This is a genomic window from Streptomyces sp. enrichment culture (assembly GCF_964273255.1).
Lineage (GTDB): Bacteria > Actinomycetota > Actinomycetes > Streptomycetales > Streptomycetaceae > Streptomyces.
Genome location: NZ_OZ186835.1, coordinates 3463415 through 3479459, shown reverse-complemented (window position 1 = coordinate 3479459; position 16045 = coordinate 3463415). Strand labels below are relative to the sequence as shown.

The window sequence follows — 16045 nt, the reverse complement described above, 5'->3', positions numbered from 1 at the left end:
CGCATGATGGACGGGCGCCGTGATGCGTCCCTGTTGTATCTATCCTGTCGGCATGAGCCTGGCCGACGTGAAGCACCCCCCTGCCGCCGAACGGGTCTACACCCATGTGAAGCAAGGTGTCCTCGACCGCCGGTACGAGGGCGGCACGCTGCTCACCGAGGGGGAACTCGCCGAGGCCGTGGGAGTTTCCCGCACCCCCGTGCGGGAGGCGCTGCTGCGGCTGGAGGCCGAGGGCCTGATCCGCCTCTACCCGAAGAAGGGCGCCCTGGTGCTGCCCGTCTCGGCGCAGGAGATCGCCGACGTGGTCGAGACCCGGCTGCTCGTCGAGGAGCACGCGGCGCGCAAGGCCGTGCCCGCGCCGCCCGCCCTCATCGAGCGCCTGGAGGAGCTGCTGGCCCGGCAGAAGGAACAGGCCGCCGCCGGTGACTTCGCGGCCGCCTCCGTCACCGACCGGTGCTTCCACGCCGAGATCGTCCGCAGCGGAGGCAACGAGATCCTCTCCCGCCTCTACGATCAGCTGCGCGACCGCCAGCTGCGGATGGGCGTCGCCGTCATGCACTCGCACCCCGACCGCATCGCCAAGACCCTCGCCGAGCACGAGGAGATCCTCGCCGCCCTGCGCTCGGGCGACGCGGAGGCGGCCGTGGGCGCCGTGCACCGGCACGTGGGCTGGTTCTCGCACCTGGCCCGGGGAGAGGTGCGATGACCCGCCCCGGCCGTCCCGCCAGGAAGACCACCACCACGACCACCCGCCCCGGCGATCCCCCCGGCGGGCGGCGCGCCCTCGCCGTGTGGGGGATCGGCGTCTCGGTCTACTTCGTCGCGGTCATCTTCCGCACGTCCCTGGGCGTGGCCGGACTCGACGCCGCCGACCGCTTCGAGGTCAACGCCTCGGCCCTGTCCACGTTCTCCATCCTCCAGCTGATGGTCTACGCGGGCATGCAGATACCCGTCGGCCTGCTGGTCGACCGGCTCGGGACCAAGAAGGTGCTGGCCATGGGCGCCGTGCTGTTCACGGCCGGGCAGCTCGGCTTCGCGCTGTCCCCGTCGTACGGCATGGCGCTGGCCGCGCGGGTGCTGCTCGGCTGCGGCGACGCGATGACGTTCATCAGCGTGCTGCGGCTCGGCACCCGGTGGTTCCCGGCCCGCCGCGGTCCCCTGGTCGCGCAGATGGCGGGACTGGTCGGCATGGCCGGCAACCTGGTGTCCACGCTGGTGCTGTCCCGGTTGCTGAACGACGTCGGCTGGACGGCGGCCTTCGGGGGCAGCGCGCTCGCCGGTGCCGTGGTGTTCGTGCTGGTCGTGCTGTTCCTCAGGGACCACCCCGAGGGGCACGAGCCCGAACCGGTGGGCCGGCAGGGCGCCGCCTACGTGCGCCGGCAGATCGCCGAGTCCTGGCGGGAGCCGGGGACCCGGCTCGGCCTGTGGGTGCACTTCACCACCCAGTTCCCGGCGATGGTGTTCCTGCTGCTGTGGGGCATGCCGTTCCTGGTCGAGGCACAGGGGCTGTCCCGGGCAACGGCGGGCGAACTGCTCACCCTGGTGGTGCTGTCCAACATGGCCGTCGGCCTCGTCTACGGCCAGGTCGTCGCCCGGCACCACGAGGCGCGGCTGCCGCTGGCGCTGGGCACCGTGGCCCTCACCGCGCTGCTGTGGGCGGCCACGCTCGCGTACCCGGCCGAGACCGCGCCGATGTGGCTGCTCGTCGTGCTGTGCACGGTGCTGGGGGCCTGCGGGCCGGCGTCGATGCTCGGCTTCGACTTCGCCCGGCCCGCCAATCCGCCCGAGCGGCAGGGCACGGCGTCCGGGATCACCAACATGGGCGGCTTCATCGCCTCGATGACCACCCTCTTCGCCGTGGGAGTGCTGCTGGACGCCACGGACGACAGCTACCCGGTCGCCTTCTCCTCCGTCTTCGTCCTCCAGGCGCTCGGCGTCAGCCAGATCCTGCGGCTGCGGCGGCGGGCGGTGCGCCGCGAACGCGAGCGGCTGGTGGCGAGCCGCGTGGAGACGCAGCACGTCCCGGTGTGACGGACCGCTCGCGGTGGACCGTGCGCGAGGGGCCGTGGGCCGCATCGCGCGTCGTACGGGCCGCGCGAACGGACGGTCGCGGACGGACGGTCGCGGACGCACTGTCGCACACGGCCTGTCGCACACGGTCTGTCTCCGACGACTGCCTGCGGCGGCCGGAGGACAGCGGCCTGCGGCCTGCGGTCGGCGGACTGCGTCGGACTGACCCCTGCCGTGCCCCTGCCACGGCCCCCTGCAACAGACCCCGGCGACGGCCCGCCCGCGAGGCGGCGGCGCGACGGAGGCCCTGCCACAGGCCCTCTCCGGCGAGCCCCGGGTGCGGGTGCCGTCCGTGGGCACCCGCACCGGCACCCGCACCGGCACCCGCGGCGGACGGAACGCCCCGCGGGACGGACGGCTCGGGGCCTACTTGGTGACCGTGAAGTGGCGCAGGATCGCCTCGGCGAGTTCCGGGTCGCCCTCGGTCTTGATCCGGTCGGCGACCTGCTCGTGGGTCACCCGGCCGCAGGCCAGGCGGACGTACGTCTCCCAGTCGAGGGTGAGCGTGACGGCCGGGCCCAGCGCGGGCGCCGTTTCCAGCGTGCCGCGGCCCTGGATGTCGACGCGGACCGTGCGCAGGAACTCCAGCGGGCCGTGCACGTCGACGACCACGGCGGAGCTGCGCGGCGCCTGGGCCTCCTCCGCCACCACCCGCGGCAGCTCGTCCAGCAGCACGTCGCGGGCGACGTGGGCGCCCGGCGAGTCGAGGTTGCCGGGGCGGCCGAGGGCGGCGCGCAGGTCCTGCTCGTGGGCCCACACGTCGAAGGCGTGCCGCCGCATGGCCTCCTCGAGCGTGAGTTCGGTGCCCAGCGGGCCGCGCACCAGGGTGGAGGGGTCGCGGGACTCGTTGCGCAGCTGGCGGTTGCGGCGGATGACGACGTACTCCAGCTCGGAGGTCATCTCCGGCGCCGTGTGGTGGCGGCGCACGTCGACCTGCATCTCCATGTAGCGCTGGTGGTCGTTGGTGACGTGGAACAGGTCGCGGGGCAGCGTGTGGATGGGGCGCGGGTCGCCCAGCATCTCGGTGTCCAGCCCGATGACGTGGGACACCACATCACGGACCGACCAGCCCGGGCAGGGCGTCCGCCGGTTCCAGTCGGCCTCCACGAGCGGCTGCACCAGCTCGGATATCGCGTCGATGGAGTGCGTCCAGGCGTCGGCGTAGGACTGAAGGGCGGGATGCAGGCTCACGGAACTGGGACCCCTCGGCGGTCGGTACACGGGCAGGTTGTGGCGGCGGTGCCTGTGGGCGGTGGCTGCACTCGGCGGGAACCCCAAGTTACGCTGCTGTGGGGCACCCCGGCAGTGCTTTGGTGTGACGATCGTAGGCCCGTGGCCGCGGGTCGAATGCCAGGACGGTGGTAGTGTGCGCGCTTCTCTCCTCCAGATCGCCGTGAACGAGGACGAATCGGTCGAATCGCGCCGGCAGCGGGCCGCCGCGCTGGTGCGGGAACAGGCCGGGTCGGACCTCGTGGTGCTGCCGGAGCTGTGGACCACGGGGGCCTTCGCGTACGAGGAGTTCCACCGCGCGGCGGAGCCGCTCGACGGGCCCACCCGCGAGGCGATGGCCAAGGCGGCGAGCGACGCGGGCGTCTGGCTGCACGCGGGTTCCTTCCCCGAGCGGGCGCCGGCCGACGGCGACGGCCCGGCCGGGGAGACGCTCTACAACACCTCGCTCGTCTTTTCCCCCTCCGGCGATCTGGCCGCCGCCTACCGCAAGATCCACCGCTTCGGCTTCGACAAGGGCGAGGCCGTGCTGATGGGCGCGGGCGACACCCCCGTGACGGTGCGTCTGCCCGGCACGGTGCTGGGCCTGGCGACCTGTTACGACCTCCGCTTCCCCGAACTCTTCCGCGCGCTCGTCGACGACGGCGCCGAGACCTTCGTCGTCCCGGCGGGCTGGCCGGAGCGCCGCCGGTCCCACTGGACGCTGCTGGCCCGGGCGCGGGCGGTGGAGAACCAGGCGTTCGTGCTCGCCTGCGGCACGGCCGGGACGCACGGCGGGATCCCGCAGGCGGGTCACTCGATCGTGGTCGACCCCTGGGGCGAGGTCCTCGGCGAGGCCGGCCCCGGGGAGCAGGTCCTCACCGTCGACTTCGACCCCGCCGCGGTGGCGGGCACCCGCGAGCGGTTCCCCGCCCTGAAGGACCGCGCCATGGGGCTGCGCGACCCGCGGGGGTGAGGCACCGGCCGGAGGCGGTCCCGCCTCAGTCCTCCCGCTCCTTGTCCGCCAGGTGGATCACGCACACCGCCACCGCGATCAGCAGCGCCGGGTCGGCGTCCTCGCGCACGACGTCGACCCCGTAGGTCTCGCGGACGTGCAGCCACCGGCGGGAGACGACCGCGAGGAGTTCGCCGTCGTACTCCACGGCGAACTCGCGGTCCAGGATGCGGCCGCTGACGTCCAGTTCGCTGCCGTCGGCCAGGGCGACGCGGTAGTGGTTGCGCAGCAGGGACAGCCGTTTGCGGCGGATCGTCGCCAGTGGCTCGCCGCCGCGTTCGAGCACCATGGTGTCGCGCAGGGCGAACATCTTCTTGCGGATGTCCACCAGCACGCGGCCCTGGGTGTCCTTCAGCTCGAAGGTGTCCCGCAGCCGCATCGCCTTGCCGTCGACGAGGTAGACCTTGGTGCCGCGGTCGTCCTCGATCCAGTAGTCGTCACCGATGCCGAGCAGCCGCTCGCGTACGAGGAATCTCATGTCACCAGCACTTCCCCGCCCCCGTGGGCGGAACGCCGCCGGGTAGGCCGTTCGGCGCCACCGGCGGGAGGGCGCCCACCGGCGGGAGGGCGCCCACCGGCGGGAGGGCGCCAGGAGTCGGGGGTTCTGCCGGGTCGGCCGTGGCAGGACGGCCGGGACGGGCGCGGCAGGATTCCGCGGGTGCGGTGCCGTAGCCCCGTCCCGCAGGTCCCGCAGGTCCCGCCGCCGCCGTAGGACCGACGCCGCAGCCGCTGACGGCCGCTGACGGCCGCACCCGGCGGACTGCCGCGACCGCCGCGACCGCCGGGGTGCTGGGGCGATCCGGTCGGCCCGGGGTGCCCCGGTGACCGCCGGCGGTTGCCCTCCGGGACGGCCGGCGCGGTCCGCCGACCGTGGCCGTCGGGGGCCGGCCGCCGGGCGGAGTCCTCCGCAAGCGCCTGACCGGACCGGGCGCGCCGGCCACGGTCCTCCGCCAGCGGCCTCACCGGCGCGTTCGCCGGCCCTCTGAATGCGCCCCGACCGGGCGCCGTCCGCCCGCTCCGCCCGTTCCGGTCGGCGGGTCAGACCCCGTACCCGTCGCTGTAGCCGTCGCGGTGGGGCGGCCGGGTGTCGTCGACGACGGGCGTGGCGGGCGGCACCACGACCCGGCGGCGCCGGGCGATGCTGCTGAAGGTGGCCACGCCGATCAGGCCGACGATCATGAAGATGACGCCGACCAGGTCAAGGTTGACACCCTGCATGTCCCAGTCGGTCGCGAACGTGAGGATCGCCCCCACGGCAATGAGGAGTATGCATCCACCGAGACCCATGAGTGTGTCGCCTTCCCGTCCGGTCGTTCCGGTCGTCGACACCGGGTACCCGGACGGCCGCCGCTCATGCGCCGAGCGGCGGCCGACCCCGGCTGAATACCCGTCAATCAGCCTTCCAGGAAGGCCACCAGGGCGTTCGCCAGCAGGAACGGGTCGCGGGCGCCGCACAGTTCGCGGGCGCTGTGCATGGACAGGATGGCGACGCCGATGTCGACCGTCCGGATGCCGTGCCGGGCCGCGGTGATCGGGCCGATCGTGGTGCCGCACGGCATGGAGTTGTTGGAGACGAACGACTGGAACGGCACGCCCGCCTTCTCGCACGCGGCGGCGAACACCGCGCGGCCCGCACCGTCGGTGGCGTAGCGGTTGTTGACGTTGACCTTGAGGATGGGGCCGCCGTCGACCCGCGGGTGGTGCGTGGGGTCGTGCCGCTCGGCGTAGTTGGGGTGCACCCCGTGGCCGGTGTCGGACGACAGGCAGACGCTGCCGGCGAGGGCGCGCGCCCAGTCCTCGTAGGAGCCGCCGCGGGCGAACACCGAGCGGGAGAGCACGTTGCCGAGCAGCGGGCCGTCGGCGCCGGAGTCCGACTGGGAGCCGTTCTCCTCGTGGTCGAAGGCGGCGAACACCGGGATGTACGGCAGCCGGCGCCGCTCCGGCGACGGGCTCGTGGCGTGCCCGGCCACCGCCGCCAGGGCGGCCGTGCCGGCGTGCACGGAGAGCAGGTTGTCCATCCGCGGGCCGGCCACCAGCTCGCGGTCGCGGCCGAGGTAGGCGGGCGCCTCGACGGGGTGCACCATCAGGTCCCAGCCGGTGACCTGGCCGGCCGGGACGTCGGCGGCCTCGCCGAGGAAGGCGATGAGGTCGCCGTCGCGCACCTCGTCGCCCAGGCCCCACACGGGCTGGAGGTGGCGCTGCTTGTCCAGCTTGAGGCCGTCGCTGTTGACGGCGCGGTCCAGGTGGATGGCGAGCTGCGGCACCCGCAGCAGGGGCCGGTCGACGTTCACCAGCCGGGTGGTGCCGTCCCGCAGGGAGAGCCGGCCGGCCAGGCCCAGGTCGCGGTCGAGCCAGGAGTTGAGCAGCGGACCGCCGTAGATCTCCACGGCGACCTGGCGCCAGCCGTGCGACCCGCTGTCGGGCTGCGGCTTCACCCGCAGGTTGGGGGAGTCGGTGTGGGCGCCGATGATCCGGAAGGGGGTGTGCGTGGTCGCGCCCTCCGGCACGTACCAGGCGACGATGGCGCCGCCGCGCACCACGTACCGGCCTCCGGCCTTGGTGTTCTCCGCGTCCCAGGCGTCCGTCTCCGACACCTGCCTGAAGCCTGCCTTCTCCAGCCGCGCGGCGGACTCGGCCACGGCGTGGTAGGGCGTGGGGGCGGCCGCCAGAAAGGCCATCAGGTCGTCGGTGTGGCCGCGGTGGAACGCCCCGGTGGCTCCCGTGGAGCCCGAGGAGGGAGCGGCGGCGGAGGCGGGGGGGACGGTTTCGCTCATGGGTTCACCTTAACGAGGGCGAGGGCCCGCCCCCCATGGGAGCGGACCCTCGTGCGGTCCGTGCGGCAGCGGCGCCCGGCCGTGGCCTAGAAGGCGGCCTCGTCCAGCTCCATCAGGTCCAGCTCGACGCTCTCGGCGACCTTGCGGGCCAGGGTGACGCCGGGCAGGACGTTGGCCGCGAAGAACTTCGCCGCGGCGATCTTGCCGGTGTAGAACGCCTGGTCCTTGGCGCTCGCCGTCGGGAGCTTCTCGGCGGCGACGGCCGCGCCCTTGAGCAGCAGGTAGCCGACGACGACGTCGCCGGAGGCCATCAGCAGGCGGGTGGTGTTCAGGCCCACCTTGTAGATGTTCTTGACGTCCTGCTCGGTGGCCGCGAGGTCGGTGAGCATCAGGCCGACGACGGCCTCCAGCTCGACGGCCGCCTTGGCCAGGTGCTCGCGGGCGCCGGCCAGCTCCTCGCCGCCGGTGCCGAGGGCGAGGAACTTCTTGATGTCCTCGGCGAGCGAGTTCAGGGCGGCACCCTGGTTGCGGACGATCTTCCGGAAGAAGTAGTCCTGGCCCTGGATGGCGGTGGTGCCCTCGTACAGGGTGTCGATCTTGGCGTCCCGGATGTACTGCTCGATCGGGTACTCCTGCAGGAAGCCGGAGCCGCCGAAGATCTGCAGCGACTGCGCGAGCTGCTCGTAGGCCTTCTCGGAGCCGTAGCCCTTGACGATCGGCAGGAGCAGGTCGTTGAGGGCGTGCTCGGTGGAGGCGTCCTCGCCGTTGGCCTCCTTGACCTGGATGGCGTCCTGGATGGAGGCGGTGTACATCACCAGGGCGCGCATGCCCTCCGCGTACGCCTTCTGCGTCATGAGCGAGCGGCGCACGTCGGGGTGGTGGGTGATGGTGACCTTGGGCGCGGTCTTGTCCATGAAGTTCGCCAGGTCGGGACCCTGGACGCGCTCCTTGGCGTACTCCAGCGCGTTGAGGTAGCCCGTCGACAGCGTGGAGATCGCCTTCGTGCCGACCATCATGCGGGCGAACTCGATGATGCGGAACATCTGGCGGATGCCGTCGTGCTTGTCGCCGATCAGCCAGCCCTTGGCGGGGTGGCGGTCGCCGAAGGTCATCTCGCAGGTGTTGGACGCCTTGAGGCCCATCTTGTGCTCGACGTTCGTGGCGTAGACGCCGTTGCGCTCGCCGAGCTCGCCGGTCTCGAAGTCGAAGAGGTACTTCGGGACGAGGAAGAGGGACAGGCCCTTGGTGCCGGGGCCGGCGCCCTCGGGGCGGGCGAGCACGTAGTGGAGGATGTTCTCCGACATGTCGTGCTCACCGGAGGTGATGAAGCGCTTCACGCCCTCGATGTGCCAGGAGCCGTCCTCCTGCTGCACGGCCTTGGTGCGGCCGGCGCCCACGTCCGAGCCGGCGTCCGGCTCGGTGAGGACCATGGTGGAGCCCCACTGCTTCTCGGTGGCGACCTTGGCGATGTGCTTCTGGACCTCGTTGCCCTCCTCGAAGAGGATGCCCGCGAAGGCGGGGCCGGAGGAGTACATCCACACCGCCGGGTTCGCACCCAGGATGAGCTCGGCGTAGGCCCAGATGAGGGAGCGCGGCGCGGTCGTGCCGCCGATCTCCTCGGGGAGGCCGAGGCGCCAGTACTCGGAGTCCATGAAGGCCTGGTAGCTCTTCTTGAAGGACGCCGGGACCGGGGCGGTGCTGGTCTCCGGGTCGTAGACCGGCGGGTTGCGGTCGGCGTCGGCGAAGGACTCGGCCAGCTCGTTCTCGGAGAGGCGGTTCAGCTCCTCCAGGATGCTCTTCGCGGTGTCGACGTCCATCTCCTCGAACGGACCCGTGCCGTACAGCTTGTCGCGTCCGAGTACTTCGAAGAGGTTGAACTCGATGTCGCGGAGATTCGACTTGTAGTGCCCCATGGCGACGGCTCCGTTAGAGAGAGATCGGCGAGGCACTGACTCCTCGCACTCGTTCACGTACCAACAAGTAGCTACGATGATGCTACCCGTCGGTAATAAGAAGCAACCCCGATCCGGACATCTGTGACTCAGCCCTCGCGCGGGTCAGTAGTCTGTGCGGCATGTACGGCTACGACCAGAGCGCCGGAGCGCAACAGGGTTACGTCCCGCCGCAGCAGCACGTGCCGGGCGGGTACGGGCAGCAGCCGCCGCTGTACCCCGAGCCGTCCCCGCCCTCGCTCGCGGACGCGGTGCGTGCCTTCACCACCGGTCAGCTGGCCGCCGAGGACTTCCAGCAGATCTTCGCGACGTCCAAGGTGTACTGCCCGCGGGGCGACAACCCCGGGTTCCTGGCCCTGCACAACACCCAGCAGCCGGTGATCCCGATGTTCACCTCGCTCAAGGAGCTGCGGCGGTACGCGGGCAAGGAGTCCAAGTACTTCGTGATCACCGGCGCGGAGGTGATCGACCTGCTGCCGACCGGCTACGGCTTCGTGCTCGACATGGAGGGGGAGCACCGGATGGTGTTCGACGCGAAAGCGGTGGAGCAGATGGTCGAGTTCGCGATGCGCCGGATGTACGGCTGACGCCCCCGCCGCGCGGACGGCGGGAGCCGTCGTCGCGCCGAGGGCCGGGGCACCGCCGCGCGGACGGCGCGGGTGTCCGGCCCCGAAGGCGGAGCCGCGCCCCGCGGACGGCCGGTCGCCGTCGGCCCCCACACCACGTGGCCCGGAGGGAATGCCCTCCGGGCTCTCGTCGTTCGGGGTGGCGAGAAGTTCAACGCTCAACTAAAATGGTCGCAACCGAGGAGGTACCGCCATGCCCGCAGTGACCGTCGAGAACCCGTTGACGCTGCCCCGTGTGACCGCGCAGACCGATGCCGTGGCACGTCCCGTGCTCGCCGTCACCACCGCGCCGAGCGGGTTCGAGGGTGAGGGCTTCCCGGTCCGCCGGGCGTTCGCGGGGATCAACTACCGCCACCTCGACCCGTTCATCATGATGGACCAGATGGGTGAGGTGGAGTACGCGCCGGGCGAGCCCAAGGGCACCCCCTGGCACCCCCACCGCGGCTTCGAGACCGTCACCTACATCATCGACGGGATCTTCGACCACAAGGACTCCAACGGGGGCGGCGGCACCATCACCAACGGGGACACCCAGTGGATGACGGCCGGCGCGGGCCTGCTGCACATCGAGGCGCCGCCGGAGCACCTGGTCGTCTCGGGCGGCCTCTTCCACGGTCTGCAGCTGTGGGTGAACCTCCCGGCCAAGGACAAGATGATGGCCCCGCGCTACCAGGACATCCGCGGCGGCACCGTCCAGCTGCTGACCTCCCCCGACGGTGGCGCGCTGCTGCGCGTCATCGCGGGCGAGCTGGACGGCCACCAGGGCCCCGGCATCACCCACACCCCCATCACGATGATCCACGCCACGCTGGCCCCGGGCGCCGAGATCACCCTGCCCTGGCGCGAGGACTTCAACGCCCTGGCGTACGTCATGGCGGGCAAGGGCACCGTCGGCGCCGAGCGCCGCCCGGTCCACCTGGGCCAGACCGCGGTCTTCGGCACCGGCACCTCGCTGACCGTCCGCGCGGACGAGCAGCAGGACTCGCACACCCCCGACCTGGAGATCGTCCTCCTGGGCGGCCGGCCCATCCGTGAGCCCATGGCCCACTACGGCCCCTTCGTCATGAACACCCGCGAGGAGCTCCAGCAGGCCTTCGAGGACTTCCAGAAGGGCCGCCTCGGCACGATCCCGGCGGTGCACGGCATGAGCGAGGGCGGGCTGTAGGTCCCTGCGAGCCCGCACGGACGGGCCCGGCCCCCACGCGCAGGGCGGGGGCCGGGCCCGTCCGGCTCCGGGGCGCGGCTTCCTGGCCCCGGTGGCTGGTTCCGCGCGGTGTCGTGCCCGGCATGCGCTCGGACGTCCCCGGTCCGGTCCGCGCGGCCGACCGGGCAACGACGCCGTGGGAAGACTGCCCGCTCCGGGCAGTGCCCTCGGGCCCGGGCGGCGCGATCATGGCGCGGGGAGGGCTGAATGAACAAGCGATACGCGCGGAAGATGCTGCGGCGGATGGAGAGCGGGGAGCCCGTCGAGGTGCGGCCCGCCCGGGCCACCCTGCGCCACTTCTCGGAGCTCACGGCTCTCGCCGAACAGTTCGGCTACGTCTACGAGGACGTGCGGCGGGACGCCGGGCCGCAGGGCAACGGCTACGCGATCTCGATCGTCCCCGACCCCCGTCCGGAGGCCCGCGAACGCGCGGCGGCCCACCGGGCGGCCCATCCGCGTGCCGCCGACGGCGGTGAGCTGCCGCCGCTGGTGCCCGAGGAGGTCGAGCTGCTCCGGGCCCGCATCGGGTACGACATGGTCGCCGGGAACACCACCGGGAAGCTGGCCGTGGTCTCCGTCGTGGGCCTCACCGTGCTGGCCGTGTGCCTGGGAATTCAGCTCGGTGTCGGCCTCCGGGGCGCCCTCGTCATCGCCGTCGGCTGGGCCCTGGTGACGGCGATCGTCCCCGTGGGGTACGCCCGCAACCGGCGCTACGTGGCCCGCCAGGAGGAACTGCTGCGGGACGCCGGCTTCACCCCGGTGACGGAGCCGGACGGGCGGCTGCGTTTCCTGCCTCCGCAGGGGCAGGCTCCCGGGGCCGGGGGCAACCGCTGAGCGGCTGAGCCGAGCCGCTCGCCGTCGGCGCTCGGCGCTCGTCCGTCCCGGGCCGCGTTCAGGCCGGCTCGGCGGCCGAGGGGCGGGGCTCGTCGGTGCCGTCGGTGTGCTCAGGGTCCTCGGGGTCCTCGGTGTGCTCGGCGTCGGCGGTGGCCGTCGCCCCGGTCGCCCCCTCCGCGTCGTCCACGTCGTCCAGATCGTCCACGTCGTCCGCCTCGTCCGCCTCGTCCACGTCGTCCGCCTCGTCCGTCTCGTAGAGCTCGAACCAGATGCTCTTGCCGCGACCGCGCGGATCCACCCCCCAGGTGTCGGCCAGGATCTCGATGAGGAGCAGCCCGCGGCCGGAGGAGGCCAGCTCGCCGGGGGTGCGCAGGTGGGGGAGGTCGTCGACGGTGTCGGTGACCTCGATGCGCACCCGGCGGCCCTCGCCGCCGTCGGTGACCTCGGCGACCATCAGGGCGTCGGCGTCGGTGTGCACCAGGACGTTGGTGAGTACCTCCGACAGCAGCAGCACCGCCGAGTCGACCTGGTCCGGGGACGACCAGTCGTGCAGCAGTTCCCGGAGCTGGTGGCGGGCCACGGAGATCTGCTCGGGTTCGGTCTGGGCCACCGTCAGCATGGTCCGGCGCACCGGGGGCCGGACGCCGTCCCGGTCGGCGCCGCAGCCGCAGCCCTCGCCGGCGCGGCACAGCAGCAGGACGGCGATGTCGTCCTCACGGCGGTCTATCAGCGGGCCGGTGGTGTGGTGGGAGCGGGGGCCGTGCACCGCCTGGACCACGGCGTCGGCCAGCTCCTCCAGGTTGCCCCGATGCTCCTCGAGGATGCCGCGCAGCCGCTGCCAGCCGGTGTCCAGGTCGTGTCCGCCGGTCTCGATCAGGCCGTCCGTGCAGATCAGCAGGGTCTCGCCGGGTTCCAGGATCAGCCGCGTGATGGGGTAGTCGGCGTCGGGGTCGATGCCCAGCGGCAGACCGCCCGCCGTGGGCCGGGACAGCACCGTCGCGTCGGCCATGCGGATCACCGGGTCGGGGTGGCCGGCGCGGGCGAACTCCAGGACGCCGGTGCTGGGGTCCACCTCGACGTAGAGGCAGGTGGCGAAGCGCAGCCGGTCGAGGTCGCCGTCGCCTATGCCGTGCAGGAAGCGGGAGGCGCGGGCCAGTACGGCGTCCGGCGGATGGCCCTCGGAGGCGTAGGCGCGCAGGGCGATCCGCAGCTGGCCCATCAGGCCCGCGGCCTGGACGTCGTGCCCCTGCACGTCCCCGATGACCAGGGCGAACCGGCCGCTGGGCAAGGGGATCAGGTCGTACCAGTCGCCGCCGACCTGAAGGCCGCCGCCGGTGGGGACGTAGCGCCCGGCGACACTCATGCCGGGGATGCGCTGCGGGCCGAGCCTGGGCAGCATCGACTGCTGGAGGCCGTCGGTCAGCGCCCGCTCGCTCTCGGCCGTGCCCGCCCGGGACAGGGCCTGGGCCAGCATCCGCGCCACGGTGGTCAGCACGGACCGCTCGTCGGGGGTGAAGGCGACCGGGTAGGTGAAGGCCGCCATCCATGTGCCCATGGTCCGTCCGGCCACGGTCAGCGGCAGGAACGCCCAGGACTGGCGGCCGAAACGCCGGGCGAGGGGCCAGGTGAGCGGGTACCGCTCCATGTACTGCTCGGGGGACGACAGATACACCGCCCGGCCGGTGCGCAGCACCTCGGTGGCGGGGTAGTCGGTGTCCAGCGGCATGAAGGTGAACGGGCTGTCGTCGCCGATCTCGTGCCCGTGGTGACCGATGATCGTGAGCCGGTCGGCCTCGACGCCGAACACCGCCAGCCCGTCCGGGGAGAAGCCGGGCATGGAGAGGTTCGCCGCGACCCGCAGCACCTCCTGCGTCGACCGGGCCTCGGCCAGGGCCCGGCCGGCGTCCAGCAGGAACGCCTCGCGGGAGCGGCGCCAGTCACCGGTGACCGCGCTGCGTCCGGCCGCGGTGCCCGGTGTCGGGTCGGTGACCTCCTGGAGGGTGCCGGTCAGGACGTAGGCCTTGCGCGCGGTGTCGAAGGACGGCCGGAAGCGGCTGCGTACCACCCGCACCACCTCGGCCCGTCCGTCCAGCCGGCGCTGGTCGCCCATGATGCGGATCCGGACCTCGCCGAGGGTGCCCTCGGCGAGGGCGAGCCGGACCACGCCGGTGATCTCGTTCCAGTCGACCGGGTGCAGCCGGGAACGGACGCGGGCCTCCGTCAGGTGCGCCTGCTCGGCGGGCAGGTCGAGCAGCCGGGCCGCCACGGCGTCGACCGTGACCGTTCCCGTGGCGGTGTCCCAGTGCCAGCGGCCGGTGTCGAGAGTGGCGAGCAGGTCGCCCACGGACGGCAGGGGGTCACCAGTGCGCATTGCCCCACTTTAGGAAGAGTGCGCCGAATGATGCCACCCGTTGTCGTACGCGTTCCCGAGCGGTACGCGCGTGGTCATCGGGGCGAGACGATCTTGGCCCGGCCGGTAGGCTGGGAGGCGTTTCACGTGAAACAACAACCCCGATCCGCGAAGACTGGATGAACGACGATGCATCGGTACAGGTCCCACACCTGCGGCGAGCTCCGCGCCTCTGACGTCGGCAGCGACGTCCGGCTGAGTGGCTGGCTGCACAATCGGCGCGACCTGGGCGGCATCCTCTTCATCGATCTGCGCGACCACTACGGCATCACGCAGCTCGTGGCCCGCCCGGGCACCGAGGCGTACGAGGCGCTGGACAAGCTGTCCAAGGAGACGGTGGTCCGGGTCGACGGCAAGGTCGTCTCCCGTGGCGCGGACAACGTCAACCCCGAGTTGCCGACCGGCGAGGTCGAGGTCGAGGTCGGCGAGGTCGAGGTGCTGGGCGCCGCCGCCCCCCTCCCCTTCACCATCAACGCCGAGGACGGCGTCAACGAGGAGCGGCGCCTGGAGTACCGCTTCCTCGACCTGCGCCGCGAGCGCATGCACCGCAACATCCTGCTGCGCACGTCGGTCATCTCGGCCATCCGCCAGAAGATGACGGCCCTCGGCTTCAACGAGATGGCGACGCCGATCCTGAGCGCCACCTCTCCCGAGGGCGCCCGCGACTTCGTCGTCCCCTCCCGCCTGAACCCCGGCAAGTTCTACGCGCTGCCGCAGGCGCCGCAGCAGTTCAAGCAGCTGCTGATGATCTCTGGCTTCGACCGGTACTTCCAGATCGCGCCCTGCTTCCGTGACGAGGACGCCCGCGCCGACCGCTCGCCGGGCGAGTTCTACCAGCTCGACGTGGAGATGAGCTTCGTCGAGCAGGAGGACGTCTTCCAGCCCATCGAGAAGCTGATGACCGAGCTGTTCGAGGAGTTCGGCAACGGCCGTCACGTCACCTCCCCCTTCCCGCGGATCCCGTTCCGCGAGGCCATGCTGAAGTACGGCTCCGACAAGCCGGACCTGCGCGCCGGCCTGGAGCTCGTCGACATCACCGACGTCTTCGAGGGCTCGGAGTTCAAGGCGTTCGCCGGCAAGCACGTGCGCGCGCTGGCCGTGCCGGACGTCTCCGGACAGCCCCGCAAGTTCTTCGACCAGCTCGGTGACTACGCGGTCTCGCAGGGCGCCAAGGGCCTGGCCTGGGTGCGCGTCGGTGAGGACGGCTCGCTCACCGGCCCGATCGCGAAGTTCCTCACCGAGGCGAACGTCGCCGAGCTGACCAAGCGCCTCTCCCTGGCCCCCGGCCACGCGGTGTTCTTCGGCGCGGGTGAGTTCGACGAGGTCTCGAAGATCATGGGCGCGGTCCGCGTCGAGGCCGCCAAGCGGGCCGGGCAGTTCGAGGAGAACGTCTTCCGCTTCTGCTGGATCGTCGACTTCCCGATGTACGAGCGGGACGAGGACACCGGCACGATCGACTTCTCGCACAACCCGTTCTCCATGCCGCAGGGCGGTCTGGAGGCCCTGGAGACCCAGGACCCGCTGGACATCCTGGGCTGGCAGTACGACATCGTCTGCAACGGCGTCGAGCTGTCCTCCGGTGCGATCCGGAACCACGAGCCGGAGATCATGCTCAAGGCGTTCGAGATCGCGGGCTACGACCGCGAGACCGTCGAGGAGAAGTTCGCCGGCATGCTCCGCGCGTTCCGCTTCGGTGCCCCGCCGCACGGCGGCATCGCCCCCGGCGTCGACCGCATCGTGATGCTCCTCGCCGACGAGCCCAACATCCGCGAGACCATCGCCTTCCCGCTCAACGGCAACGCCCAGGACCTGATGATGGGCGCCCCGACGGAGCTGGACGAGACCCGGTTGAAGGAACTGCACCTGTCGGTGCGCAAGCCGCAGCCGAAGTAGACCACGACCGCGGGCGAGGGCCCGGACCGACTCGGGGAGTCGGTCCGGGCCCTTCCCCGTT

Annotated in this window: 13 protein-coding genes; 7 read left to right on the top strand and 6 right to left on the bottom strand. The window is 72.1% G+C overall.

What is annotated here, in order from left to right:
- Positions 1-52 precede the first annotated feature (52 nt).
- Both ACSU53_RS14945 and ACSU53_RS14940 read left to right on the top strand, forming a co-directional pair.
- Positions 53-706 (top strand): GntR family transcriptional regulator, encoded by a 654-nt coding sequence (locus tag ACSU53_RS14945; protein WP_362094219.1) that lies wholly within the window; start codon positions 53-55, stop codon positions 704-706.
- Positions 703-2031: an MFS transporter gene (locus tag ACSU53_RS14940; protein ID WP_437028041.1), complete on the top strand. Its 1329-nt coding sequence runs from the start codon at positions 703-705 to the stop codon at positions 2029-2031. Before ACSU53_RS14945 ends, ACSU53_RS14940 begins: the two co-directional genes overlap by 4 nt.
- A 405-nt stretch (positions 2032-2436) precedes the next feature.
- On the opposite strand, the gene ACSU53_RS14935 is transcribed toward ACSU53_RS14940, so the two are convergent.
- Positions 2437-3261, bottom strand: coding sequence for a maleylpyruvate isomerase family mycothiol-dependent enzyme (locus ACSU53_RS14935; protein WP_437028039.1), 825 nt, complete (start codon positions 3259-3261; stop codon positions 2437-2439).
- 175 nt (positions 3262-3436) lie between these two features.
- On the opposite strand from ACSU53_RS14935, the gene ACSU53_RS14930 reads away from it, so the two are divergent.
- On the top strand, positions 3437-4252 hold the full coding sequence (locus tag ACSU53_RS14930) for a carbon-nitrogen family hydrolase (RefSeq protein ID WP_437028037.1): 816 nt from the start codon (positions 3437-3439) through the stop codon (positions 4250-4252).
- A 25-nt stretch (positions 4253-4277) separates the two neighbouring features.
- Here ACSU53_RS14930 and ACSU53_RS14925 read toward each other — a convergent pair whose 3' ends face one another.
- The 4 genes from ACSU53_RS14925 to ACSU53_RS14910 all read right to left on the bottom strand — a co-directional run bounded on the left by ACSU53_RS14925 (position 4278) and on the right by ACSU53_RS14910 (position 8978).
- Positions 4278-4769, bottom strand: a complete 492-nt coding sequence (locus ACSU53_RS14925; protein ID WP_437028036.1) for an LURP-one-related/scramblase family protein — start codon at positions 4767-4769, stop codon at positions 4278-4280.
- 560 nt (positions 4770-5329) lie between these two features.
- Positions 5330-5578, bottom strand: coding sequence for a DUF6458 family protein (locus ACSU53_RS14920; RefSeq protein WP_164334617.1), 249 nt, complete (start codon positions 5576-5578; stop codon positions 5330-5332).
- A 107-nt stretch (positions 5579-5685) separates the two neighbouring features.
- Positions 5686-7065 (bottom strand): M18 family aminopeptidase, encoded by a 1380-nt coding sequence (locus ACSU53_RS14915; protein WP_437028035.1) that lies wholly within the window; start codon positions 7063-7065, stop codon positions 5686-5688.
- Positions 7066-7151: 86 nt separating this feature from the next.
- A complete protein-coding gene (locus tag ACSU53_RS14910; RefSeq protein WP_437028033.1) occupies positions 7152-8978 on the bottom strand; it encodes an acyl-CoA dehydrogenase in 1827 nt (608 codons plus the stop codon).
- A 161-nt stretch (positions 8979-9139) separates the two neighbouring features.
- On the opposite strand from ACSU53_RS14910, the gene ACSU53_RS14905 reads away from it, so the two are divergent.
- The 3 genes from ACSU53_RS14905 (at position 9140) to ACSU53_RS14895 (ending at position 11681) form a co-directional block, all read left to right on the top strand.
- Entirely contained in the window at positions 9140-9604 is a 465-nt protein-coding gene (locus tag ACSU53_RS14905; RefSeq protein ID WP_164334620.1) for an SseB family protein, read from the top strand.
- A 232-nt stretch (positions 9605-9836) separates the two neighbouring features.
- Positions 9837-10808 carry a pirin family protein gene (locus tag ACSU53_RS14900; RefSeq protein WP_437028031.1) on the top strand — a complete coding sequence of 324 codons (972 nt, stop codon included), beginning with the start codon at positions 9837-9839 and terminating at the stop codon, positions 10806-10808.
- A gap of 246 nt (positions 10809-11054) precedes the next feature.
- Complete coding sequence (locus ACSU53_RS14895) at positions 11055-11681, top strand: hypothetical protein (RefSeq protein WP_437028029.1); 627 nt, start codon at positions 11055-11057, stop codon at positions 11679-11681.
- A 58-nt stretch (positions 11682-11739) separates the two neighbouring features.
- On the opposite strand, the gene ACSU53_RS14890 is transcribed toward ACSU53_RS14895, so the two are convergent.
- The gene (locus ACSU53_RS14890; RefSeq protein ID WP_437028027.1) at positions 11740-14052 is read right to left on the bottom strand and encodes an ATP-binding SpoIIE family protein phosphatase; all 2313 of its coding nucleotides are present in this window, start codon (positions 14050-14052) and stop codon (positions 11740-11742) included.
- A gap of 168 nt (positions 14053-14220) precedes the next feature.
- On the opposite strand from ACSU53_RS14890, the gene aspS reads away from it, so the two are divergent.
- Entirely contained in the window at positions 14221-15984 is a 1764-nt protein-coding gene (aspS, locus tag ACSU53_RS14885) for an aspartate--tRNA ligase (RefSeq protein ID WP_437028025.1), read from the top strand.
- Positions 15985-16045: the final 61 nt, after the last annotated feature.

Coding starts and splice junctions, on each gene's coding strand:
- ACSU53_RS14945 (WP_362094219.1), top strand. CDS start 53: ATGAGCCTGGCCGACGTGAAGCACCCCCCTGCCGCCGAACGGGTCTAC.
- ACSU53_RS14940 (WP_437028041.1), top strand. CDS start 703: ATGACCCGCCCCGGCCGTCCCGCCAGGAAGACCACCACCACGACCACC.
- ACSU53_RS14925 (WP_437028036.1), bottom strand. CDS start 4,769: ATGAGATTCCTCGTACGCGAGCGGCTGCTCGGCATCGGTGACGACTAC.
- ACSU53_RS14920 (WP_164334617.1), bottom strand. CDS start 5,578: ATGGGTCTCGGTGGATGCATACTCCTCATTGCCGTGGGGGCGATCCTC.
- ACSU53_RS14915 (WP_437028035.1), bottom strand. CDS start 7,065: ATGAGCGAAACCGTCCCCCCCGCCTCCGCCGCCGCTCCCTCCTCGGGC.
- ACSU53_RS14910 (WP_437028033.1), bottom strand. CDS start 8,978: ATGGGGCACTACAAGTCGAATCTCCGCGACATCGAGTTCAACCTCTTC.
- ACSU53_RS14905 (WP_164334620.1), top strand. CDS start 9,140: ATGTACGGCTACGACCAGAGCGCCGGAGCGCAACAGGGTTACGTCCCG.
- ACSU53_RS14900 (WP_437028031.1), top strand. CDS start 9,837: ATGCCCGCAGTGACCGTCGAGAACCCGTTGACGCTGCCCCGTGTGACC.
- ACSU53_RS14895 (WP_437028029.1), top strand. CDS start 11,055: ATGAACAAGCGATACGCGCGGAAGATGCTGCGGCGGATGGAGAGCGGG.
- ACSU53_RS14890 (WP_437028027.1), bottom strand. CDS start 14,052: ATGCGCACTGGTGACCCCCTGCCGTCCGTGGGCGACCTGCTCGCCACT.
- aspS (WP_437028025.1), top strand. CDS start 14,221: ATGCATCGGTACAGGTCCCACACCTGCGGCGAGCTCCGCGCCTCTGAC.